25 protein-coding genes and 2 tRNA genes are annotated in these 22,617 nt (G+C 44.5%); 14 read left to right on the forward strand and 13 right to left on the reverse strand.

What is annotated here, in order from left to right:
* Positions 1–4 precede the first annotated feature (4 nt).
* Positions 5–2,752: an alanine--tRNA ligase gene (gene alaS / locus O8C65_11700; GenBank protein MCZ7357589.1), complete on the reverse strand. Its 2,748-nt coding sequence runs from the start codon at positions 2,750–2,752 to the stop codon at positions 5–7.
* A 66-nt stretch (positions 2,753–2,818) separates the two neighbouring features.
* Positions 2,819–4,252, reverse strand: a complete 1,434-nt coding sequence (locus O8C65_11705; GenBank protein MCZ7357590.1) for a DHH family phosphoesterase — start codon at positions 4,250–4,252, stop codon at positions 2,819–2,821.
* Between the two features lie 350 nt (positions 4,253–4,602).
* Here O8C65_11705 and O8C65_11710 point away from each other — a divergent pair, with 350 nt between their 5' ends.
* The gene (locus O8C65_11710; protein ID MCZ7357591.1) at positions 4,603–4,938 is read left to right on the forward strand and encodes a hypothetical protein; all 336 of its coding nucleotides are present in this window, start codon (positions 4,603–4,605) and stop codon (positions 4,936–4,938) included.
* Between the two features lie 46 nt (positions 4,939–4,984).
* On the opposite strand, the gene O8C65_11715 is transcribed toward O8C65_11710, so the two are convergent.
* Positions 4,985–5,158, reverse strand: a complete 174-nt coding sequence (locus O8C65_11715) for a hypothetical protein (protein MCZ7357592.1) — start codon at positions 5,156–5,158, stop codon at positions 4,985–4,987.
* Positions 5,159–5,232: 74 nt separating this feature from the next.
* Here O8C65_11715 and O8C65_11720 point away from each other — a divergent pair, with 74 nt between their 5' ends.
* The gene (locus O8C65_11720) at positions 5,233–5,460 is read left to right on the forward strand and encodes a dodecin family protein (protein MCZ7357593.1); all 228 of its coding nucleotides are present in this window, start codon (positions 5,233–5,235) and stop codon (positions 5,458–5,460) included.
* Entirely contained in the window at positions 5,453–5,770 is a 318-nt protein-coding gene (locus O8C65_11725) for a hypothetical protein (GenBank protein MCZ7357594.1), read from the forward strand. The genes O8C65_11720 and O8C65_11725 overlap by 8 nt, the downstream gene beginning before the upstream one ends.
* Here the strand turns inward: O8C65_11725 and cofD are convergent.
* Genes cofD through O8C65_11740 form a run of 3 tightly spaced genes read right to left on the reverse strand, consistent with a single transcriptional unit; the run spans position 5,753 to position 8,428 of the window.
* A complete protein-coding gene (gene cofD / locus O8C65_11730) occupies positions 5,753–6,664 on the reverse strand; it encodes a 2-phospho-L-lactate transferase (protein ID MCZ7357595.1) in 912 nt (303 codons plus the stop codon). The genes O8C65_11725 and cofD overlap by 18 nt on opposite strands.
* 1 nt (position 6,665) lies before the next feature.
* The gene (locus O8C65_11735; protein ID MCZ7357596.1) at positions 6,666–7,430 is read right to left on the reverse strand and encodes an ABC transporter permease; all 765 of its coding nucleotides are present in this window, start codon (positions 7,428–7,430) and stop codon (positions 6,666–6,668) included.
* Positions 7,430–8,428, reverse strand: a complete 999-nt coding sequence (locus tag O8C65_11740; protein ID MCZ7357597.1) for an ATP-binding cassette domain-containing protein — start codon at positions 8,426–8,428, stop codon at positions 7,430–7,432. The genes O8C65_11735 and O8C65_11740 overlap by 1 nt, the downstream gene beginning before the upstream one ends.
* A gap of 146 nt (positions 8,429–8,574) precedes the next feature.
* On the opposite strand from O8C65_11740, the gene O8C65_11745 reads away from it, so the two are divergent.
* Positions 8,575–8,649, forward strand: a tRNA-Met gene (locus tag O8C65_11745).
* Between the two features lie 187 nt (positions 8,650–8,836).
* Here the strand turns inward: O8C65_11745 and O8C65_11750 are convergent.
* Positions 8,837–9,991 carry a pyridoxal phosphate-dependent aminotransferase gene (locus tag O8C65_11750; protein MCZ7357598.1) on the reverse strand — a complete coding sequence of 385 codons (1,155 nt, stop codon included), beginning with the start codon at positions 9,989–9,991 and terminating at the stop codon, positions 8,837–8,839.
* A gap of 396 nt (positions 9,992–10,387) precedes the next feature.
* Here O8C65_11750 and O8C65_11755 point away from each other — a divergent pair.
* The 4 genes from O8C65_11755 to O8C65_11770 all read left to right on the forward strand — a co-directional run bounded on the left by O8C65_11755 (position 10,388) and on the right by O8C65_11770 (position 12,219).
* A tRNA-Met gene (locus O8C65_11755) sits at positions 10,388–10,497 on the forward strand.
* Positions 10,498–10,570: 73 nt separating this feature from the next.
* Complete coding sequence (locus O8C65_11760; protein MCZ7357599.1) at positions 10,571–10,693, forward strand: hypothetical protein; 123 nt, start codon at positions 10,571–10,573, stop codon at positions 10,691–10,693.
* 21 nt (positions 10,694–10,714) lie between these two features.
* Positions 10,715–10,966: a hypothetical protein gene (locus tag O8C65_11765; GenBank protein MCZ7357600.1), complete on the forward strand. Its 252-nt coding sequence runs from the start codon at positions 10,715–10,717 to the stop codon at positions 10,964–10,966.
* Between the two features lie 134 nt (positions 10,967–11,100).
* The gene (locus tag O8C65_11770; protein MCZ7357601.1) at positions 11,101–12,219 is read left to right on the forward strand and encodes a hypothetical protein; all 1,119 of its coding nucleotides are present in this window, start codon (positions 11,101–11,103) and stop codon (positions 12,217–12,219) included.
* A 4-nt stretch (positions 12,220–12,223) separates the two neighbouring features.
* Here the strand turns inward: O8C65_11770 and mgtA are convergent, their stop codons facing one another.
* Positions 12,224–14,782 carry a magnesium-translocating P-type ATPase gene (gene mgtA / locus O8C65_11775; GenBank protein MCZ7357602.1) on the reverse strand — a complete coding sequence of 853 codons (2,559 nt, stop codon included), beginning with the start codon at positions 14,780–14,782 and terminating at the stop codon, positions 12,224–12,226.
* Positions 14,783–14,875: 93 nt separating this feature from the next.
* Between mgtA and O8C65_11780 the strand changes: the two genes are divergently transcribed.
* The 3 genes from O8C65_11780 to O8C65_11790 all read left to right on the forward strand — a co-directional run bounded on the left by O8C65_11780 (position 14,876) and on the right by O8C65_11790 (position 15,821).
* Positions 14,876–15,040 carry a hypothetical protein gene (locus O8C65_11780; protein ID MCZ7357603.1) on the forward strand — a complete coding sequence of 55 codons (165 nt, stop codon included), beginning with the start codon at positions 14,876–14,878 and terminating at the stop codon, positions 15,038–15,040.
* 266 nt (positions 15,041–15,306) lie between these two features.
* Positions 15,307–15,528: a hypothetical protein gene (locus O8C65_11785; protein ID MCZ7357604.1), complete on the forward strand. Its 222-nt coding sequence runs from the start codon at positions 15,307–15,309 to the stop codon at positions 15,526–15,528.
* Entirely contained in the window at positions 15,528–15,821 is a 294-nt protein-coding gene (locus O8C65_11790; GenBank protein ID MCZ7357605.1) for a hypothetical protein, read from the forward strand. Before O8C65_11785 ends, O8C65_11790 begins: the two co-directional genes overlap by 1 nt.
* Positions 15,822–16,057: 236 nt before the next feature.
* Here O8C65_11790 and O8C65_11795 read toward each other — a convergent pair whose 3' ends face one another.
* Positions 16,058–16,210, reverse strand: a complete 153-nt coding sequence (locus O8C65_11795) for a lmo0937 family membrane protein (protein MCZ7357606.1) — start codon at positions 16,208–16,210, stop codon at positions 16,058–16,060.
* A gap of 225 nt (positions 16,211–16,435) precedes the next feature.
* On the opposite strand from O8C65_11795, the gene O8C65_11800 reads away from it, so the two are divergent.
* The 3 genes from O8C65_11800 (at position 16,436) to O8C65_11810 (ending at position 18,289) form a co-directional block, all read left to right on the forward strand.
* Positions 16,436–16,681 carry a pro-sigmaK processing inhibitor BofA family protein gene (locus tag O8C65_11800; GenBank protein ID MCZ7357607.1) on the forward strand — a complete coding sequence of 82 codons (246 nt, stop codon included), beginning with the start codon at positions 16,436–16,438 and terminating at the stop codon, positions 16,679–16,681.
* 383 nt (positions 16,682–17,064) lie between these two features.
* On the forward strand, positions 17,065–17,244 hold the full coding sequence (locus O8C65_11805; protein ID MCZ7357608.1) for a CsbD family protein: 180 nt from the start codon (positions 17,065–17,067) through the stop codon (positions 17,242–17,244).
* 43 nt (positions 17,245–17,287) lie between these two features.
* Positions 17,288–18,289, forward strand: a complete 1,002-nt coding sequence (locus O8C65_11810) for an ice-binding family protein (GenBank protein MCZ7357609.1) — start codon at positions 17,288–17,290, stop codon at positions 18,287–18,289.
* A gap of 454 nt (positions 18,290–18,743) precedes the next feature.
* Here the strand turns inward: O8C65_11810 and O8C65_11815 are convergent, their stop codons facing one another.
* From O8C65_11815 to O8C65_11830, 4 genes are all read right to left on the reverse strand, one after another.
* A complete protein-coding gene (locus O8C65_11815; GenBank protein MCZ7357610.1) occupies positions 18,744–19,283 on the reverse strand; it encodes a KH domain-containing protein in 540 nt (179 codons plus the stop codon).
* Between the two features lie 268 nt (positions 19,284–19,551).
* The gene (gene thsB, locus O8C65_11820) at positions 19,552–21,189 is read right to left on the reverse strand and encodes a thermosome subunit beta (GenBank protein ID MCZ7357611.1); all 1,638 of its coding nucleotides are present in this window, start codon (positions 21,187–21,189) and stop codon (positions 19,552–19,554) included.
* 418 nt (positions 21,190–21,607) lie between these two features.
* Positions 21,608–21,922, reverse strand: coding sequence for a translation initiation factor eIF-1A (eif1A, locus tag O8C65_11825; GenBank protein ID MCZ7357612.1), 315 nt, complete (start codon positions 21,920–21,922; stop codon positions 21,608–21,610).
* Positions 21,923–22,199: 277 nt separating this feature from the next.
* Positions 22,200–22,559, reverse strand: coding sequence for a hypothetical protein (locus O8C65_11830; protein ID MCZ7357613.1), 360 nt, complete (start codon positions 22,557–22,559; stop codon positions 22,200–22,202).
* Positions 22,560–22,617: the final 58 nt, after the last annotated feature.

Raw genomic sequence — 22,617 nt, forward strand, 5'->3', positions numbered from 1 at the left:
AATCTCAACTTAAAGTCTCCCTCACCATCTCTACACCCCTCTCAAGCGCCTCCTCAATCCTCCCAGCATCCGTCCCCCCGCCCTGCGCAATCCCCGGCTTCCCTCCTCCTCCGCCGCCCACAAGCTTTGACATCTCGCGCACGATAGCGCCCGCATTCACCCCCATCTTTTGCGCCCGCTCACCCGCCGCCACCACGAACTTAACGCCGCCGAGGTCGCTTGCCAGGAGCACCACAAAATCGTCATCCTTGCTGAACTCCGTGGCTGCTTTTATGAGTTCTTCCACGTCTGCGTGTGTCAGCTTCTTGCAGAGAACTTTCAGGCCGCTTATACTCACGGCTTCGCTCATCATCGCTTTAACCCTCACCTCAGCCAATTCAGCCTTCAGCCGCTCGTTATCCTTCTTAAAATCCTTCCATTCGTCGAAAAAACGATTGACCGTATCAGGCAACTGTTCAGGCGAAACCCTCAGGCCTTCCGAGGATCTATTCAGCAATTCGTCCCTTTCCTGCCACCGTTTGATGGCAGCCTCACCTGCCGAGAACTCAATGCGCTCCACGCCATCCTGTATCCTTTCTGTCTTGATGAGTTTGATGGGCCCGATAAGCCCCGTGTTCGAGACATGCGTTCCCCCGCAGGCTTCCACGTCGTTCCCCACTCGCAGGATGCGTATCTCCTTTCCCGGAGGCACGCCGCCCTGATAGAGTACGAAACCATAGCGCTTTTCCGCCTCCACCCTGTCCATCCAGTCTATGTGCACGGGCTGGTTTTTCATCACCGCTTTGTTAGCGAGCAATTCGATTTCCCTGAACTCCGAATCCGTTATACGCTTGTAATGTGTGAGGTCAAGCCTTGCCCTGTCCGTGGATTTCTGCGCCCCGGTCTGCCAGATATGATTTCCGAGGACAATTTTTGCTGACTCGTTAACGATATGCGTGGCTGTGTGATGGCGGGCATGGGCCATTCTGCGCTCCACATCTATCTTTCCCTTCACCCTGTCTCCCTTCTTAAATCCAAAATCCGAGTCTGTCTCATGGACAATGACCCCGTTAATGCTCTGGGCATCCACTACATTCACAAGAAAATCATCCACTGATAAAGTCCCTTGGTCTGCAGGCTGGCCTCCTCCCTCAGGATAGAACAGGGTCTGGTCAAGGATTATTTTGTTCTCAATGACCGATAGTACGTGTGCAAAAAATTCCGTCTTTTCCGGATGTTCATAATACAGCTTTCGTGTTGGCTGTATCTCAAGCGGCAGGACTTCTTTTTCTTCCTCTTCTGCTTTGCTGTGTTTTTTTGCCACAAGCGAATAGAAGGTATCAGGCAGCTCCACTTCCACGTCTGTTTCTTTTGCCACCTCCCGCGCGATCTCGGGCGGGATGCCGTGCGTGTCATATAACTGGATCAATTCCCCAAGCGGTATTTTTTGCTTTTTTTCCTTGAAATGCCCTGCCATTTTTCTGACCAGTTTTGATCCGCGTTCAATTGTGTCGGCGTATTTTTCCTCCTCAAGCGTAACGATCTCTCTGATGGTATCAAGACGCTCCCTGAACTCAGGATATTCCGGGAAGTTCCTGATCTGCATCTCGATGAGTTCTACGAGTGGCTCTCTTATACCAAGGGATTTCATCATGCGTAGAGTCCTTCGAAGCACAAGCCTCTCAAGATAGCCTGCCTTCACATTGGAAGGAATAATGCCGTCACCCAGCATGAAGGCAAGGCACCGGGTATGATCCGTGATTGAGTATACGGTTTCTACGGGTTCCATCAGATTCTGGAGTTTTTCTACAGTAGTGCCGATGCTTTCCGCCACCTTCTTTCTTAACTGGAGAAGATTCGCCTGCCCGCTGATATCCATTACCCCTGCGAATCTCGCGTTCTGAGAGAATATTTTCGCATATTCTGGATTCTCTATGCTGTGTTCGATACCCGCAAGGTCCATTAGTTCAGAAACGATCTTGGGGAAAACAGCATCATATATCGTTGGCGAGCCTTTGGACGCCCAGACAAACCGCTCCAGGCCATAGCCTGTGTCGACGATATAATTATCCATTTTCTCATAACGTTCCCCCTTGATGTCTATCGGCCCATCTTTTGCCTGCTTCAGGTCCATGAAGACAAGTGTGGCAAGTTCAAGCCCGCCCACAAGCACTTCCACGCTGGGGCCGGCATTGCCCCCTCCTGCCCATGGGGATTCCTTATATGTTACTGAATTCAGGTCAAGACCAAGATCTGATAGCAGGGTATCGCATAATTCCACTGTCCTGTCCTTCCAGTAAATCTCGTTCTCACGCGAGTTGAAAGCATGATGGGCCATCATCTCAAAAGTGGTGAGGTGGCGGCCGCTTCGCCCCACAGCGTCCAGGTCATCAAGCCTGATGCAGGGCTGTGAAATGGTGAGAGGGTTCGCTGGCGGCGGAACAAGCCCGGATGTCACAAAGGGTTGGAAATCTGCTATTGAAGCGATCGTCAGGTAAATATCATCTCGCCAGCGTGCGATTACAGGATACCGTTTTACACGCGTGTGGCCATGTCTTTCGAAAAATGATAAATATGCTTCGCGCATGGAGGAAATATCGTATTCTTTTTTGAACACAGGGTTGCCGATAAAAGTGTATGATACGCATGGAGGATCCCCACAAAATTCAGTTTCTTCATCCCGCGTCCAGAAATTCGTGCCGCATTTTGGGCATTGTTTTCGCACAAAGCCGTTCTCTTTGAAATAATCCAGTTGATACTCGTCATCAGGCATATGGGTCAGTAATTGTAAAAGGAATACATAATCATATCTGGATTATCTGGAAGGCACCCTTGACGTTTAACCTGTTTCTTTCTGTATCCCTATTACTGAAAGCACTCGCTTGACAACGACCTCTTCGGCAAGTTTCATCAGCGTCTGTTTATCCTTCGTTCCGCTCAACACCCCCAGCGGGATCTGTGCCCCGGCAAGCATGGCATGCCCACCGCCTTTATCCGACCCGAAGGCATCCTGCATCACCTTCCCGATATTTATTCGGGTATCCCTGCTCCTTCCCGAGACGTAGATATGATCTTCTCCAAGACCGAATACAATGGTTGTGGTCACCCCTTCCAGCGTGAGCAAATAATCTGCAGCCTGTGCAAGCGTATCTCTGTTACGAATTGTCCCTACGTTCGAGATAAGATAACTTCCTTTTATCTCCCTGTTCTTGATGGCATCCCCCAGGACCTCGATCTCCTCGGTGGACCTCGATGGGGTCTCTATCTTGCTTAAAATGTCATGGTTGGCAAGAGGATACAGATATGCTGCAGCGGTCAGATCGGCCGGGTCCGTATTTCTTCGAAAATCATTGGTATCTACTTTAATACCATACAGAAGAGCAGTAGCAAGCTCGGTCTTGATTGGTATTTCAAGATCCTGTAGATATTTTGTCATTATGGTCGCGGTTGCGCCAATATTTGGCCTTATATCGACATATTCTGCCTTTACCTCATCGATATTCGCCTGGTGGTGATCGATAACAATGCTGACCTCTGTGGACGGTGGAAGGAGGTTGTTCACGCCCGGGACTGAACTTTCGATCATGGCTATTTTTGTATAATCAGAAGCCTTGAAATCCTTCGACTGGTCTAATTCAACATCCAGAAGATTGACGAACGCCTTGTTCTCATTATGCCCTATCATCCCCTTGTAGAGTATTTCCCCTTTGACCCCCACGCTGTTCGCTATCTCTTTCAATCCCATAGCACTTGAAATTGCATCCGGGTCAGGGTTGTCATGAACTATGATGGCGAATTTCCCATCCCTTACGTTGCTCACCAATTTTTTCAATTCCTGTGCCAATTTTACGGAAGTGATCCTCTCGATATACTGGACAATAGCAAGGGCAATTGATTTATGAGGAAGTTTTGACGGAAGGACTACCAGGTCTGCGCCCGCAGCCTCTATCTCTTCCTTTTGCTGATAATCATCCCCTCTTACCACAATTTGAACATCTGGTGCGGTTTTTTTTATAAAGGCAAGGGCCTGTTTGTTTGCCTCGATATCAGAGCTCATTACAAAGACAGATTTGAGGTTCTTGAAATCAAGTTTTGAAAGGACTGAGACATCACCGATGTCGCCCAGTACCGCATTAAGGTTTTGCTCTTTCAGTGTTTCAACTTTTGCTGAATCATTGTCTAAGAGAATGATATTCTTATCCCTGACTGCAAGTTCGTTCGCCAGGGCCAGACCTATGCCTCCGCTTCCCAGAACCGCATATATGACCTTGATCGGCTTTAAGTCGTACGATTTCTCCTCGATAGCAAAGCCTCCTGATATTCCTGTTTGTTCTGGTATCCTATATTAAGAAACATATATAAAAATGCATTGCCATAATTTTTCTTCGGATTGCAAAATGAATGCAGATTGCCCGACGTTTAACCATGTTCTGTATCGGAATACAAACAGAATATTTATCTATAATGGATTCTTATTGATTAAAGGTGATATTAATGGGCGGAGTAATCGGCCCGGCAGAAAAGGAAAGAATAAAAAAGAACCTCGATAACAAGAAGAAAAGCAAGTGAATCCCATAATTGGATTTATTTGCATTTTTATTTTTTTTATTCAGGTGATATACCTTGGAAGAGCCCAAAAAAAAGAAGACGGAATTTAAACTTACGGCTGTTGATAGGTTCAATAAGGTCATCGATGTCATGGTACATGAGTGCCAGGATTGCAGGGAGCTCGTACCTAACGTTGGCAATTGCCCAAACTGCGGCATGGCTTATACCCACGTAAAAACGGTGGAGGATTTCAAAACGGGATTCCTGCACTATATTTATGAATGCAGCGGCTGTCCAGCAGAAGAGCGAAAGGCCCAGAAGGTCATCAAGTTCACCGATGTCGTTGATGAGAGCAGGCTGAACATCAGGAAGAACCTTGCGGATGATTTCCTGAAGTCCGGCGGATATTGAAATTTATGACTTTTGATTACAATACCAGGTAGAGTAACGTCAAAAATTATATCATAAGGCGTACTGTTCCCGCGGGAGGGCATTTAATATCCATAACGCCTTCCACTAGCGACTCTTTTTTGCCAGCGAGCTTATCAGCGATTTCGGATGCGATTTTTTCCGGAGTTATGACCGGTATATTTTCTGGCCCGTATTTCGGTTTTTCTTTCTTAAGCTTCATATCCCTCCCTTGAGTGGTCTACGAGCAAATAATATTATTACTCCTGCAACACATCATACATAGGGTGAAAATGAATGTCATTCGTCAAAATTATCGATACCGTAGGCTCGTCCACCGAGGGATGGGAGCAGGCTGCAAAAAACGCAATAGAAGAATCTTCAAAACTTCCGATCTTCAGGCAGAAAGGCAGGATTACGAAAGCCACGATCAAGGGTTTTGATGTGGAAATCAAGGATAATAAAATAGTTGCTTATCTCTGCAGAGTGGAGATGTTCCTGAGCGGCGCCGAGGGGAATGAATAACATACCCGAAATAAGTGAGGACGAACTTGAAGCCATGCTCGAGCGCCGTCCGTCTGTGCGAGAAGCAAAGGTCGCTGATCACGAGCTCATGGTCAAGGCGCTTGATCATCCGGTAAGGCGGAAGATGATAAAAGCCATAGGAGTATTTGGAAAAACTAAGAGTGAACTCATGAAAGAAACGGGTGTAAATGATGACATATTCAATTTCCAGACCGATTTCCTGATAAAAGGGAATTACCTCAAAATCGAGGGGGATAACTTCAGGCTTACAGATCGGGGGCTTGTATTGCTATCAAATATCCCGAAATAGCCCCATAACATATTTGGCGAGGGCCTCGCTTTTTTCAACAGAGGTCATCAAGGTATCACATCTCGCCGTCCTCATTGGAAAGTCCTTTTCATTTGCAGTATCCCTCTCGTCGATCACCATGATATCCAGAATATCTCCGTAGAATTCAGCCACGCCTCTCGAAGAAACGGGAAGTCCTTTTGCCTTCATCAGTTTCCCCGCAGGCCCGCTTACGGGTGAATCTCCTATGATGGGGCTTATGGCAATCACTTTTTTCATGGATAAGATCCCAGGTATATTTTTTAACGCAAGTATGGGTCCGATGCTTGTTATGGGATTGCTTGGTCCGATTATCACTTTATCATCAGAGCCCAGCGCTTCCATTATCTCTCGTGTAATTCTTGCTTTTTCGATCCCCTTGATTTTAACTTCGAATACATCAGGTTCACCCCGTTCTCCTACCCAGAAATCCTGGAAATGCATTTCCCCCTGAGGTGTGACAATAATCGTATCAACCCTTTCATCGCACATTGGAAGAATTCTTGCTTTAATTCGAAGCGCCATTGAGAGCTGCGCGATGGCCTCAGTTAAACTCGCACCTTTTCTCATCAATTCTGATCGGAAAATATGAGTGGCACGGTCCGCATCGCCTATCATAAGTGTTTCATTGATGCCCATTTTTTTTAACATCTGATAAGTGCAGAATGTATCCTTTTTGATCCCCCACCACTTCTTATCATCAAGTTGTCCCGAAAAAAGGTACAGAACAGTATCAATGTCAGGGGAAATAAGATTCCCTGAAATTTCAATATCCTCCGCCGTGTTCACTATTACGGTGATTTCCTCGTCCGGAATAAGCCTCCTCAATCCCTGGATGAGCTTGGGCGTGCCCGTACCACCTGAGAGGAGTATCATTTCAGACCCTCATTCTTTCAAACATCTTCCCACCCAATCCAACCATTGCTAAAGCGAATAATATCAAGACTGTAATGCTCCACGCGATTGGAATCGCAGGTTTTCCAAGTAAAGACCAGCGAAGCGCTTCAATGCCGTAGGTAAGAGGATTTGCATATACCAAGACCTTGAGCCAGGGGGGGAGATTTGAAATCGGGAAAAAAGCTGGGCTTAAGAGAACAAGCGGCATTGTAAGGAAGCTCATCACCATCTGGAATCCCTCGTGGCTGTCTATCTTGCTGGCAAGAGCGATACCCAAACCTATGAACCCTATGCCTGAAATGAACATGATAGGAATGCTTATCAGGACACCAATAAACGATTTGTATTCTATCCCGATCAGCCAGGCAATGACCAGTATCAGAATTCCCTGTATCATGGATGTCGTGACCCCACCAACAGCTTTACCGAGTGACACATAGAAGCGGCTAACAGGTGCTATCAATATCTCCTTAAGGAAGCCGAATTCCCTGTCCCAGATAATGGACACTCCGCCCATCAGGGATGAGAAAAGGATCGCCATGCCTATCAGGCCCGGCGCCAGATAACTCTTGTCGAACTTGCTGCCTCCCGGAAGCTGGAAAGATGAACTGAAACCGGCGCCCAATATGACCAGGAAAAAAAATGGCGTAGCAAGAGAGCCGATGATCCGTGATTTTGATCGCCAGAAGCGAAGCATCTCCCGCAACCACATAGTATATACCGTATTGAAAGCTTTCCTCACCATTATTTCCTCCGTGAGCGGATAATATACCCTACCCTTTCAACCTCACTGACCTCCTTATCCCGGATCGCACGGCCGGTGTGATGGAGGAATACATCGTCCAGTGTAGGTTTGCGGAGATTCACCGAAAGAATGGAAATGCCTGCTTTTGAAGACAGGTCAAGGATATGCGGGATCTGATGTTCGCCATTTTCGACAGTGATAAAAACTTCATGGTTTTTTTTCGAGATTATATTGGCGCAACCGTTTCTTGAATAGATATCGCATAATCTTGCCATATCTTCTTGTTTTTCTATCTCAAGTATGATAACATCTCCCCCAAGCCCGCTTTTTAATGCTGTCGGCGTGTCCAGCGCTACTATCTCCCCATGGTCTATTATCGCAATCCTGCCGCAGAGGTGATCCGCTTCTTCCATATAATGCGTGGTCAGGACAATAGTAACACCTTCCTCTTTGTTAAGCTTCTTAATGTATTCCCATATATGGTTCCTTGTCTGGGGATCAAGACCGAGGGTAGGTTCGTCAAGGAATAGAACATGAGGGTGGTGCATCAATCCGCGGGCAATTTCAAGACGCCTCATCATCCCACCTGAATACGTCCTTACGATCGCATCTGCCCTCTCCGTTAACTCCACAAGGGCGAGAACCTCCCCAATCCTTTTTTTCCTTGTTTTGCTATCAAGGCCGTAGAGTCTGCCGTGAAGGTCAAGGTTCTCCTTTCCCGTAAGGCGGTCATCCAGCGTGGTATCCTGGAACACCATGCCTATGTTCTGCCTGACCAGAGATGGTTGTTTCACCACATCATAATCCCAGACCCTGGCGTTCCCACCTGAAGGTTCGATCATTGTGGATAACATGTTTATAAGCGTGGTCTTGCCCGCGCCGTTGGGACCAAGCAGCCCGAACAATTCTCCCGGTCTTACTGAGATGCTGACATTATTTACTGCTGTTATTTCATCAAATCTCTTGGTTATTCCCTCTGTCTCTATAGCATAAAGCATGCTCCTTTCTTAACGTATAAAGTTTTAAGATTATCGACCAACATCGCGAGCAGGCACATAGACGTATGCAGTACTCATGGATTTTATAACCGAAGTCTTTATCAGTCATCATTCACATTGAAAGGTTACTATTTTTACTCCATCGAAGCGGGGTAGGGTAGTCAGGAAATCCCGACGGGCTCATAACCCGTAGATCCATGGTTCGAATCCATGCCCCGCTATCGGCGAATTTGTGGGTCGGCATAAAGTTTGCAATTGTAAGCACAGAGTTTGTAAATAGAATATTCCTATGTTTGCAACTGTTATTTCTGGTGATACGCAAACATCTATGCACGCTCGATACTTGTGACGCAATGTAAAATTATGTTGAATGGATTGACTACAGGCAAATTATATGACATAAGTATATTAAACATTTTTATATTTAAAAAGTACCTTCCTGAACCCATTCAGAGATTTTTCTATAGTCTCCTTCTTGACGCAGAAGGCTATTCTGAAATATCCACTTCTTCCAAATACCGTTCCTGGAAATACAAGGATTCCCTCCCTGGAAAGTTCTCTGGCAAACACGAGATCATCCACAGGACTTTCCGGGAAAATATAATACGTGCCTTTGGGCCGTATGAATGAGTAACCGAAATCATCTAAAGCATCACAGAAAAAGTCCCTTCTTTCCTGGTACTCCGAGATATCGACACGGACGCCCTGCAGATTAGTAATTACCTGCTGCATAAGGGCAGGAGCATTAATGAATCCAAGAATGCGATTTGCAAAAGTCATTGCCTCCATAATATCCCGGGCATCATCCATTTCAGGATTGACTGCTGCATATCCTATCCTTTCTCCAGGGATCGATAATGGCTTGGAATAAGCGGCTGCAATAATGGTATTTGAATAAATCTTGAAAACATCAGGAAGCTTGATGCCGTCATAAACTATATCCCGGTATGCTTCATCAAGGATCAAAAAAATATCTTTTCCAAACTCCTGGCTCTTCTCATATAGGAGTTTTGCAACAGATTCCAGGGTTTTTTCAGAATAGATTTCCCCCGTCGGGTTGTTGGGTGAGTTCAGGATGATCGCTTTGGTACTGGAGTTTATCTGAGAATCTAAATTATCAATATTTATGGTGAAATCCTTGTTTGTTTCCGCTATCCGGCAAACTCCACCGTGGTTATCTATATAATAGGGATACTCCAGATAACTGGGCGCCAAAATAATAACCTCCTCACCAGGGTTCAGGAGCGCTTTTAAAGCAACATTTAACGCACCGGCGCAGCCAGCAGTCATAATTACATGCTGTGCGCTGAAAGATAATCCATGTTCCTTTGATATGGTCTTAGCTATTGCTTCTCTTGTCTTGGTATAGCCTGCTATCGGTGTGTAACGATGCATACCCGGAAAAGATTTATTTACAATGCGCTTCAACTCCTCAGTAAACTTTGCAGGCGTCTCTATCTCCGGGTTTCCCAGAGTAAAATCGTAAATTTCCTTCTCTCCAACCTTTTCCTCAAACATCCTGGTAACCGAGGATGAAGCAGCCATCTGCTCCCTTAATTTAATAGATATTGAGATACAAATACCTCCCTTCAGGGAAGTAGGTACTCAGAATTATAAATTCTTTGCGCTCTAGCTGCCGCATTGATGCCTATAAGTAGGGCCCACTAGAGTTACTTTGAACCTATCCAACTGTCTCATTCCGCTAAAGTGCAACGTTATATGCAAGACATAGAACTTAAAATCAAACTCGTTGATTGAGGATTTCGGAGTAAGTTTTGTGTAAAGTCGATGGTTGCAAACTTTACGATTATTTGGTGGATAGTTCCAGACTTTATACGCATCGGACTTTGTGACTATTTCGGGGATTTAAAAGGGATTCCAATCGTAATCGCAAACTATATGATTCCTCACAATTCAAAAATGCGATATATTTTAATACCTTCTTTGCATGTAGGTTGTGCCCAGGTGGCCTAGTTGGTTAGGGCGCCAGACTCATAGGGTAAAATTTGAAGAGGCGCTAAGCTTCCTGAGAAATCTGGAGGTCACGGGTTCGGATCCCGTCCTGGGCATGTCTTAACCATATCTAATGCCTTGGGTGCGTCACCTCAATTAAACCGATTTGATTAATAAGGAGTAATACAAATGTCGGAAATGTTTAAAAAGATGGGGTTGTTCGGTATCGCCCTGACAAAGAAAAAGGACAGAGAATTTGCCCCGGAAATGATAAAAAAAATCCAAGAAAGAAAAACAGGTCAAAGAACTTGAGGTCTAACGAGGTAATAAGACATGCAAACAGATGTTAATGGGAAAGAAATAAAAATTGGGAATCATATAGAATTTGCAATACGGGACTGGATACAGAATGGAAAAATAACCAAAACTAAATCTGGAATAGTAAAATCGTTATCAAGAGACGATTCAGGAATATATGTCAAACCAGATGATGTTGATGGGGAATTATTTATTTGCACAAAGTGTCTGGCTCTATCTCCAAAAAAAGGCAAACTTGAACCTGAATTTGTAAAAGTGATTGCATGAATAAAGAAATACTTATGAGTTCTTCCTGGTGCAGCTGAAGACCTGTATCAGAGGGAGTTATTTGATTCCTTCGATCGGTCTTCGATAATACTATCATAACTTTATATATTTTTAAAACATATTCTTATATTGACATGGACGCGACCAGCGAATTGACAATTCACAATGGCAGGCTTACGATTCTTGCGGCATTCGGGCATGGTGGAGAACTGGATAAAACCCAATTAAAGATGCTGATCGGTTCAGAAGTAATTGCTGAAAGATGGAATAAACCAATAGATATTGAAAAAGCAGAAGGCGTGACTGTTATTGTCGCAGGTGATGAAAAAATTACCTGCAATACAAACATGTATACTGATATTTTTGCGGCAGGGGTTTCGATACTACGCACAGAAATTGAGATCCGGGATAAGATAACATTGAATGATATCCAGATAGCCCTTCATTCGAACAACATTATCGTGGAAGGACTTGACTACCAGTCATATGCAAACAAGAGGATAAAGGAAATACGCGCGAAAATCAATCCAATAAAGGCGGTCGCATATCATCCGGATATTAAAAAATTCACCTTTCTGAAAATTAAAGATTTTGCCCCCCAGCTCGACCAGAAAAGCCTGAGAGAGCAACATGGAGAGATAATCACACGTTTCCTTTCAGGTGAGACATCCATCCGTGCGCTGCATAGCAAGGAAATCATGGAAAAGATCGCAAATGACCTTTCATATTACGATGAAGACCTTTTTCTTGCTACGACCGAGGGGGCTTTTGTTGTTGGTTGTGATGGGTACATCAACGAACTGCGCGAATTACTGGAACTTTCAATATCACTATTGCTTTTGTTCCAGATATATGACAGGAAGATCGACGTTGAAGTATCCAATGCTTTCGACGCCCTGAAAAAACTTAACAGCTCAAGATATTATTTCATTACACAGGCTCCAAGAAAACTTGAAAAATCACTATTTATGGTTAGTGAAATTGGGCTTGTGATCCTTGATGATATTAAAGATCTGATGAATCCTCACAAGATTACGAATGATTGGTATTACCAGTCTTTCTATCAGGAAATGCTGGATGCCCTCAAAGTACAGGACTATGGAAAATTGGTGCAGGAGAAGATCGATTCTCTCCAGGATCTCTACTCAACAGCAAGAGAACTTTCTACAGAGCAATTGACTCTCTGGCTTGAGGTTGCAATAGTTCTCCTGATCTTATGGGAAGTAGTTAAACCTATTATTCAAATGCTCTGATCAATCAAAATTTCACCCTCCTGTAGAATACCGCTTTCACTATTTCTGCCGCGATGATGTAAAAGGCCACTATCCCTCCCATAAGAAGGAGGAACGAAATCGGAAGCTGACTAAATCCAAATACTTTCCCGATTGGCATGAAAGGGAAAAGAAGTGCGCCTGCAACGATCAGCAGTGTGGCTGCGGACAGATACTTTCCGGGTATGCTCTTGAAGAAAGGTTTTTTTGTGCGAATAACAAGCACGATCATCGAAGCTGAAATAACAGATTCCATAAACCAGCCGGTCCTGAATTGGTCCGTTGCAGCATGGAGGATGAAAAACAAAGCGCCGAATGTAAGAATGTCGAATACGGAACTTAGAATACCAAATACAAGCATAAAATTGCGGATGAAGCCTATGTCCCAGCGCCTGGGATGATCAACCATTTCGCCATCCACGCTATCAGTAGCGATGGTCATCTCCGGGATATCAGTCATGAGATTGGTGAGCAGGATCTGTCCGGGCAACAGGGGAAGAAAGGGCAAGAAAAGCGATACACCAGCCATGCTGAACATGTTCCCGAAATTGGCGCTCGTGGCCATGAAAACATATTTGAGGGTATTGGCAAATGTCATTCTCCCTTCACGCACACCCTGCACAAGGACACCTAAATCCTTTTCCAGCAGCACAATATCAGCCGCATCTTTGGCAACATCCACGGCGCTGTCAACTGAGATGCCAACATCGGCAACATGGAGAGCTGACGCGTCATTAATTCCATCCCCCATATAGCCCACAACATTTCCGGTCTTCTTTAGAGCCAGGATGATGCGTTCCTTCTGGTTTGGTTCAATATCCGCAAAGATATTTACATCATTCACCCTCCCAAGGAGTGCTTCATCACTCATCTGGCGAACGTCCTGGCCTGTAAGTATGGAAGGTCCAGTCAATCCCACTTGTTTGCCGACATTGGCAGCAACCAGTTTGTTGTCTCCTGTGATGATCTTCAATGTAATGCCGAGATGATGTAATTGATTTATAGTATCGGCAATTCCAGGCTTGGGCGGATCGAATAGGACGATGAATCCTAAGAACGTCATCGCTGCTTCATGGTCTTTGGTTATAAGCGAATCAGACCCGATATCCCGGTAAGCAACTCCCAATATGCGCAAGCCCTTACTGCTCTGCTTCTCATAGCACTGCTGAATCTGCTCCTTCACGGTAGCTATATCCGCGATCTTTCCATTGGAAATTTCTGCTGAGGAACAGACAGCCAGCACATTCTGCAGAGCGCCTTTGGTCACCATCAGATGCTTATCATCTTTTGAGACAAGGATGCTCAGTCGCTTACGGATGAAATCGTACGGCACTTCATCCAGTTTCTGGCAGCCAGGAACCTTAAACTGGCTAAAGTTTCGGATCGCGCTGTCTATCGGGTTCGCAAAACCAGTCTGGAAAAATGCATTGAGATAAGCATAGAAAAGAACTTTTTCGCTCTCCTTTCCTTCAACATCAAGAGTGGAGTGCACCCGCACTACCCCTTCGGTCAGAGTGCCGGTCTTATCTGAACAGAGAACGTTCATACTGCCAAAATTTTCAATGGAGGCAAGGCGTTTAACGATCACTTTCTGCAGCGCCATGCGCTTTGCGCCGTATGCAAGGTTCACGCTGATAATCGCCGGTAGCAGTTGAGGGGTCAGCCCAACAGCGAGTGCCAGGGAAAAAAGAAGAGATTCCAGAATTGGGCGTGCCAGATAGGCGTTGATTGCAAAAATTGCAATTACCAACAGGAGCGTAATTTCCATAAGGAAATACCCGAACCGCCGGACACCACGTTCAAATTCCGTCTCCGGCGGCCGCAGTTTCAACCGTTCGGAAACCTTGCCGAATTCGGTTTCTGTCCCTGTGCAGACAACCACAGCTTTCGCGCTGCCGCTCACCACATGGGTGCCCATGAAAAGAGTATTCTTCCGCTGACCAAGCTGTGTTTCCTTCGCCAGTTCCCCTGCCGACTTTTCTACCGGATATGTTTCGCCTGTCAGCGTGGCTTCATCGACGAATAAATCTTTAGACTCCAGGATCAGACAGTCTCCAGGAATGATATCTCCACCATTGAGGATAACAACATCCCCGGGCACAATCTCTTCGACAGGAATTTCTCTCGGGCTTCCATCACGCAGCACCATAGCCTTTATCTGCACGATAGCGAGTAACTTCTCTATTGCACTGGCAGCTCCTCGTTCCTGCCAGAATCCCAGAAGGCCGCTTATGAAAACGATTGCAAGGATAATGAAAACGTCAACATGTTCATGCAGGAAAAATGATAATCCTGCCGCAAAGAGAAGTATGAGGGTAATGGGGCTTTTGAATTGTGTAAGTAAAAGCGAAAGTGCATCCGTTCTTCTTTTGGGCGTCAGGAGATTGGAGCCATAACGTGTGAGTCGCTGCCGTGCTTCATCGCTTGTAACCCCCTGTGGTGTTGTTTGAAGTCGCGCAAGCAGTTCAGCAGCAGGGAGGCTCCAGAATGCCGGAGGTCGTTGATTCATCGGGTCAATCTTTTTAGAAATGTTGAATAATTGCATATGATTATCAGGTAAATTCGGTAGTGTTAATTTATTCTTGATTAACATAACTATATACCTCTTCGAAATGATTACATTCTAAGAGGTAAGAAAATGATTTTAAAAGAAGATTGTAGCGGTTTTGGATATTTAAAGAGTGATATTACTGGGATTGGAGACGGGCAAAGAGGATTTATGAATATTCCTAATTGTAGAATACATAAAATGTCTCTATGTGGATGTTCTGAGACTTGCTCATATTATGAAAAAGCTTGCTGACCTGATAAGCTATTCAGTTTATTAATTTTATAATTAATTGCTAATTCTATTAAATCTCTCCATCCATTCTCTGAGTGAATGGCAAAGTAAAAAAATTTATTCATCTTAACCAGACTCAATGGATATGTCGCCTGGAATATGAATTACTAAAATTATGTTAGCAAATTATAATGGTTTTGAGTAGAAGTTAGTAATCAGCGAAAGGCATTGCACCACCAAACTATTTATTATAGATATTACATAAGTTACATTGTGGAGGTTAATTTATGGAGGATGAAGAATTAAAGCAGATAAAGCAAACACTCAATGACCTAACCGTCAAAATTGATGACAAAATTGATGAACTATCAAAATCAATCGGGAAAACAGTTGGAGAGAAAAAAGAATATGCTGAAGATAAGATAAACGAAAACCCTCTTGCTTATGTAGCTGGAGCATTCGTGGGCGGGGTGATCGTGGGTTACGTGATCGGTAGGGGAAAAGGCTAGTGCAACAAAGTATAATAGATTTTCTTAGCGGCCTTTCAAAATCGATAATTGAAGGCTTTAGCGAAGCGCTGAAACATAGTGGAATTGGCAATTCCATAGAAGAAGGTATGGAGAAATTCAGAAAAAAGTTATTTATTACCGGCATTGCAATCTCGCTCGCTGGTACCGGGTTTTTCTTGATCCTCTGGGGAATTGCATCCGCCATTGATGCGATGTTCGCTATGCGAGGCCTGGGATTTGTACTGATAGGTTTACTTGGAGTACTAACTGGAGCACTTGTGTTAAAGAAATAGTATGGGTAGACAGCCGATTACTGTGCGGCTCAGTTTGCTTTGAATCTGATGAGAAAGGCCCCACCAGAGAGAAACGATTAAACTGTATTTCGAGAAGCAAGCTTCCATGACTTCGGATTACATTTACTTTAACTGCCTCATTGGGAATCTCTGTTCGCATTGGCCATAATAAGTCTCTTTTAGCACTTTCTATTATCTCCTCTGCGTTACATCTTCCATTTTTCTAACAGGAATGGCTACAAAGGTTTGCGTCCCTGGATGATTCTGACCAGTATCACGATGATAGCAACGACCAGCAATATATGGATTAAGCCACCAAGTAAACCGAGCGAAAATCCCAATAGCCAGAGGATCACCAGAATTACAACTATTGTCCAGAATAGGTCCATAAATCTAACCTCCCATGAATGTCATTTGTACTAAGTGCTAATAATCTTTTCGCTTGTTTTTGGCTCTCAATTAACTTTACAACTTTATTCCGTCTTTCCGTACCGGGAAGATGGGCCTATAAAACCAAATATTTCTGGACTTCATAGTGGAATGCGCATAATATTAAAATGCAGTAAATTAGGGAACCAAAATGCTTAATAAATATAAGATTCCTTTTACCATTAATGGCAGTCGAGACAATAATCTTATTTTTGGCAATTATAGCTGTGATTGCTGTATATATTGTTTTGAGGGCTGCAAAGTACCTGATTGTAAATTCAATACTGGGCCTCATTCTTCTTGCTATGGGCAACATTATTTTTAAATTGGACATTGCTTATACCGCTACAGTAGTATTGATTTGCGCACTCGGGGGAATTCCCGGTGCGATCCTTATAATGCTGCTTCATGTATTCCATATAGCGTTCTGACCTCAGTATAGAAAGATAATATATTTGCATAACATTACTGAAGTTTGGCCATCTATTGATCAGAGGAATGATGTGGGCAGAATCATAATATCATCCAGAGGCACGTTGATGAACGTATGGAGCAAAAACAGGCTCTGATTTCAGCTATTTAACATGTTACAATAGTGTGAAATAAGTTGCCAATGGTTTTAGATGGGCACTGGTAACCACCGATATATTTTTATAGTATCTGTTCCTAACAAATAATATCGAATGGCAGTTATAACGGCAGGTAATATCGATAATTCTCCGAATTATTCGGCTTAAGGCTCCTGATAAGATGCCATAGCCGTGATTACGCTGCAAGATTATATAAGAACAGATTTACGAAACGGGGGAATTCCATGAAAAGCAGTACACAGGACCAGGCAGAAGGCAAGATCCACAAAGTGAAGGGTGAGATCAAGGAAATCGCCGGGAAACTCAGCAAGAATCCCGACCTGGAAACAGAAGGCAAAGACGAAAAGATAGCCGGCAAAGTTCAAGAAAAGATTGGCCAGATCAAGAAGGTCTTTGGGAAGTAATATTTATGAACTAGTATAATTTTTTGGGAGGAAAATGGTAATTATGAATAAAGAATCTACTATTTTCAAAAATATAATTGCTGTGCTGCTTATTTTGGGATTGGCGGCAGGAACGGCGAGTGCGACGCAGGCGCCGGTAAATCTTGGAACAGCCGGAAATTTCGTGATTCTGGCAAAAACAGGAATCTCAACCACTGGAACGACCTCGATTGTTGGAGATATCGGAGTGAGCCCAATCGCCAGCACTGCCATAACTGGATTTGGGTTAATAATGGATGCCTCGAATAAATTTTCCACGTCATCTCTAGTGACCGGAAAAGTATATGCAGCCAACTATGCGCCCCCAACTCCATCTACAATGACCACGGCCGTAAGCGACATGCAAACCGCGTACACTGATGCATCCGGACGAACATCACCCGATCATACTGAACTGGGTGCCGGAAATATTGGTGGGATGACACTCACTCCTGGTCTTTATAAATGGGGGACCGGGGTTACAATACCCCCCGGTGGAGTCACTCTATCGGGCGGCGCAAATGATGTCTGGATATTCCAGATAGCGCAAGATCTCACCGTGGCCAACGGTGCTAAAGTTACTCTTAGCGGGGGCGCACAGGCCAGTAACATCTTCTGGCAGGTCGCCGGCAAAACGACCATTGGAACGACTTCTGACTTCAAGGGAATTATCTTGTCTAAAACGCTGATTTCGCTGAACACCGACGCAACGCTAGACGGCAGAGCGCTGGCACAGACCGCGGTTACATTAATTGCCAATGTTATCACCGCCCCTGGCGTTAACCCGACAAACACCCCGAGGAGCACAGGTGTGGTAACAGGAACTCCGGCTAATCCAACAGTTACGGCTACTCCAGCTAAACTAACAGTTACTGCTACTCCCACTAAATTAACAGTTACGGCTACTCCAGCTAAGCCAACAGTTACAACTACTCCGGCACCAACAAATAAGGTACCGGGATTTGAATTTGCACTTGCAATAGCCATACTTTCGGTGGCTTATCTGTTCGGCAAAAAGAGAAGGTAAGCCCAAGCACTCCTCTGGAGAGAGCACGTCAACCGTTGCACCAGCTGACTTCCCACAACCGTCAGTTGACGCCGTGCACACGTATGCCACCTGGCATATGTGGACGCGTCCTCAAGGGGCGCAACCCTTGACGTATGGCTTACGCCATACGTGGATATCACTGCGCGATATGCCGGCGGGCATCCGTAATAATTATTATCGTCTTTACTTTTTAACATTATTAAAAATTTCCTATAAATTCCAGAAGTTTTAAACTTTGGCCTCAGTTCTGGCAATATTAGCAGTATAGAGCAAAAGCTGGCTCATTTAACAGAGCGGTTGAAAACTCGAAAAAACCGTTCTGGAACTGAAATCTGATCTCTCAGAAATACGGAAAGAGCCTCTCCGGAAGAACGAAACAACTAGAGCAGGATTGTTTTCGGATTAACTTATCCTATCCGATAACCAGAGGACTCTATTTTAAACCCATTTCAGACTGTTTAAGTTCACTTCTCTTTTTCTCAAGGAACTTATAAACCGGACCGTGAGCAGCACCTTCAAGGAGCATATCGATCCCCTTTCTTGCAACCGCGTTCTGTTCAGGATATCCGATCAAAGATACGGTTTTTCCATACACGGAAATGTCTGTATTGGTCAGGTTCTCAAAAAGATCCCGTGTCTTTCCGCCACTGCCAATGATCCTTCCCCTGATGCGCTCCAGGTCTTTTTCTGTCCTGGCGATATTTGAGAGATCCATTGTTTCGAATATGAGATCTTCGTTATCAAACAGCTTCATGGCTTTCTCAGGACTGAAACCCATGGCTATAGCATGGACAACCTCTCGTGCACGCATTCCCTTCAGTGCATCTTTAGGATCCCGTATCTCCACATTCCCACCATCGCTATCGATATTGAGCGTGGCAGTTGATTTTTCTTCGATCAATTCCCTGGTACTCCCTTTCGGACCTACAAGGATCGCTATCCTCTCAAGCGGAACTTTAACATATTCTGTCATTTTCCTTCCTCTTTCTCTTTATGATTGAAATAACCTCATCATTATTTACAGGGATATTTAATTTTCCGAAATGCGAATCTCCTCTTCACATCTCCTAAACCGGAAAAGCATACCTTCAGTTGTTGAAATGATAGGATGCCTATGAATCGGATGTCTGGCACAAAGCGATAATCTTTTTCTGTGAGCACGCTGGTGAAGTTCAGCCATACTTTCTGCAAGGTTTTTGATTAATTCAGCGCATCTGTCAGCAAAACTTCTTCTAACATGCTTAATCCATTCCTTCCATTCCGCCCATGCCTCCGGGTGGCATGCCTCCTGCTGGCGCGGATTTGCTTGAAAGAACATCATCTATCCTCAGGATCATGGTGGCTGCTTCCGTAGCAGAATCGATAGCCTGTGTCTTTACCCTGAGAGGCTCAAGCACGCCTTCTTTCCACATGTCCACGACTTTTCCTGTGAAAACATTGAGACCTGCGGTATTTTTGCCCTTCTCATGCTGACTTCGCATCTCCACAAGGATATCAATGGGATCAAGACCTGCATTCTCCGCAAGGGTTCTGGGGATGATTTCAAGCGCATCGGCAAATTTTGCGACGGCCAGCTGTTCCCTTCCTGTCAATGTGGCTGAATATTCCCGCAGGCGCAATGCCAGTTCAACTTCAGGTGAGCCGCCTCCGGCTACAAGTGTCTCATCCTCGATCGCAACTCCAACTACACGCAATGCGTCATGAAGTGCACGCTCGGCTTCATCCACAACGTGTTCGGTTCCTCCGCGAAGAATAATGGAGACTGCCTTGGGGTTGTGGCACCCGGTAACATATGTCATTGCCTCCTCACCGATCTTTTTCTCTTCTACAAGATCCGCTTTTCCAATATCAGACTCGCTGATTTCCTTTAGACCTGTCAGTATCTTTGCACCGGTTGCGCGTGCCAGTTTTTCCATGTCGCTCTTCTTCACTCGCCTTGCTGCGTATATGCCGGCTTTTGCAAGATAATGCTGTGCAATGTCATCTATTCCCTTCTCAACAAAGACCACGTTTGCGCCGCTATCGATCACTTTGCTGACCATGTCATGCAACATCTGTTCTTCCTGGTCAAGGAATAACTGGAGCTGGTCAGGTGATTTTATTGAGATCTCAGCTTTAACTTCCGTCTTTTTGATCTCGAGAGCTTCGGTGAGAAGAAGTATTCTGGCATCATGGACATTCTTTGGCATGTTGGTATGGACTCTTTCCTTATCGATTACCATGCCTTCGATCAGCGCTGATGCCTCTACACTGCCACCCACTTTCTTCTCAACTTTGATATCTTCAACATCTACTGTATATTTGCCTTTTTCTTTATCAACCACCGCTAGAATGGCATTTACCGCAAGGTCTGCGAAAACGTCCTTGGACGCTTCAGCTCCTTTTCCGGTGATCGCTGTCACAGCGATTTTCAATAATAGATCCTTATCTTCCAGGGTCACTGGTTTTGCAAGGGTTTTAAGGATTTCTTTTGCTTTTATCGATGCAAGCCAGTATCCGCTGGCAATGACTGTGGGATGCACACCCTGCTCTAGGAGTTCTTCGGCATTCTTCAGGAATTCACCTGCAAGCACTGCTGCCGTTGTTGTGCCATCTCCGACCTCATCATCCTGGGTCTTTGCGACTTCCACGATCATCTTGGCTGCCGGATGCTCGATGTCCATTGCCTGAAGAATGGTGGCACCATCATTCGTGATTACGATGTCTCCCGTTGAGTCCACGAGCATTTTATCCATACCCTTTGGTCCCAGGGTCGTCCTGACCGCTGCGGCTACAGCCCTGGCAGCCATGATATTGTTATGCTGCGCTTCTCTTCCTTTTGTTCTTTGACTGCCTTCTCTTAGAATATAGATTGGCTGTCCTGCTAATTGTCCTGTCATAAATAACCTCCATCTCGATCGTAAACCGGTCTTCAACCTTCGTGCCGGGGCACGAAAATCACAAAGACTGGATGCTTAAAAGGGATTCAAGCCCGGGCGGGAACCAATCCATAGTTATTCCGCAAGCAGTTTTACCTGCATTTGGCATTTCTATATCATTCTAAACTTACGAGATTACCACGGAGGTTTAGATAATGATCACCCGGTTTACTCTCCATGTAATATGTATAACATTAATGGGATTTATAATTTTGGTACGGAACTGATAATTCATGTAACGCAATTGGATATGGCAAAGCTTAAGACTCAAAAAGCCTAGGACTGCAGGCTAATTTCGGAATAAGGAGCAGAGATTAAATGCCTTATGGATTTCTTGAGGACATTGCAACTGGTGATGCAGCCTTAGGAAGAACGAAAATTAGCTTTTCAAAAATCCCTTGCGATCAAGCCAGTTAGCCTGAGGAGGGCTGTATTTCCAGATAAGATCAGCCTTTTCATTCTGAAAAGACCATGGAACGATAATAATTACGTCCCCCTCACGGATCCATATCCTTTTTTTCATTTTACCCGGAATGCGGGTGAGCCTTACTACGCCATCCATACACCTTACACGCAGTTTATTTGCCCCCAAAAGACCTTCAACAGTCCCCAGGATTTCGTGAGCACTTTTTTGCGGAATGCGAACTCTGGAAAATTCCTCAGGCTGCTGATTACTATTTAAATTTCTATTCAATTATACCTCATGATAATTGTCTATATGGTCTCAATCATATGTAAAGTAACTGATTGTTCGGCATCTTACTAAATTTAATAACCTGACATTATCAGATTGGATAATAAAGAATCCCGCTTCCCGTCGGGCCCTTGCTTTTTCCTCTAAGACCGCGCATAACATGGCACGAGACTTCTCAAAGACAAATCTGGACACTTTCGTCCATGAAAACTGCAATTACTTGCATAAATAATGAATACGGCTGATGTCATTATCGGAATGGCTGTTTCAGTGCTCCTCATTTTAAATTTACAAGATAACCTGCAAAATTTTGATTAAATAAAGCACCTGGTCTTTTACTCCGGATATAATCAACGATCTCCTGACCTCTCATTCCTCTCATCCATAAAATTACACCGTTAAGCAAACTTGCCCGATTAATTCCTTGTTCGCAATGAACCAGAACTTTCATCTTCTTTTTATAAGCCAGATCGTATCCGAAAGATGCAACTCTCTTTAAAATGTCTTGATCCGGCAATCCTGCGTCTTCTATCGTCCATTTCAGATAAATTTTAAAATCGGCTGCATCCGGGTCTATGCCACCCGCCAGATCGATGCAAACATCAAACATCTTAACCCTTTCCGCATCGTCTATCATGGAACTCTGATACAAATTTTCGTCTATTTGAAATATTTCCATTAACACCAAATTTTAC

Source organism: Candidatus Methanoperedens sp. (assembly GCA_027460535.1).
Taxonomy (GTDB): domain Archaea; phylum Halobacteriota; class Methanosarcinia; order Methanosarcinales; family Methanoperedenaceae; genus Methanoperedens.